This is a genomic window from Micromonospora yasonensis (assembly GCF_026013475.1).
Taxonomy (GTDB): Bacteria; Actinomycetota; Actinomycetes; order Mycobacteriales; family Micromonosporaceae; genus Micromonospora; species Micromonospora yasonensis.
Map to the genome: position 1 here is coordinate 1 of NZ_JAPDPH010000473.1, position 644 is coordinate 644.

Here is a 644-nt window from a genome sequence, read left to right on the forward strand (position 1 = left end):
TGCTGCGTAAGACCGTCCTGACCGCCACCGGCGTCGTCGCCACCGCCGGCGGAATCGCCGGCCCCGCCATCGCCGCGCACGCCGCCGACACCAAGCCCGCCGCCCAGACCCAGACCGACCGCAAGACCAACGGCGAACGGGAACTCAACGTCCACTACGAGGCCCAGCCCAACTTCTACTACTGCGGCCCCGCCGCCACCCGCAACGCCCTCTCCGTCCAAGGCAAGAACATCAACGTCGACGCCATGGCCAAGGAAATGGGCACCACCGAGAACGGCACCAACAGCATCAACGACATCACCCCGGTCCTGAACAAGGAAACCGGCAAGAAGGACGCCTACCACTCGGTGGAAATCCGCGACACCAAGGCCGACGACAAGCAGACCGAAACCCTGCGCGCCGACATCGTCCGCACCGTCGACGACGGCCGCGCCGTGGTCGCCAACATCGCCGGCACCGCCACCGACACCGACGGCAACACCCACTCCTTCCAGGGTGGCCACTACATCAGCGTCGTCGGCTACCGCGACGGTGGCAAGGTCGTCACCATCGCCGACTCGGCCGACCCGAACATGGCCTCCTACCGGATGAGCGTCGACAACCTCGCCGACTGGATCGCCACCCGCGGCTACTCGGCCTCCTGA

1 protein-coding gene is annotated in these 644 nt (G+C 67.2%); it reads left to right on the forward strand.

The window, feature by feature from the left end; genetic code table 11:
- The first annotated feature begins 2 nt into the window (after positions 1-2).
- Positions 3-644: a C39 family peptidase gene (locus ONA70_RS36410; RefSeq protein ID WP_265011011.1), complete on the forward strand. Its 642-nt coding sequence runs from the start codon at positions 3-5 to the stop codon at positions 642-644.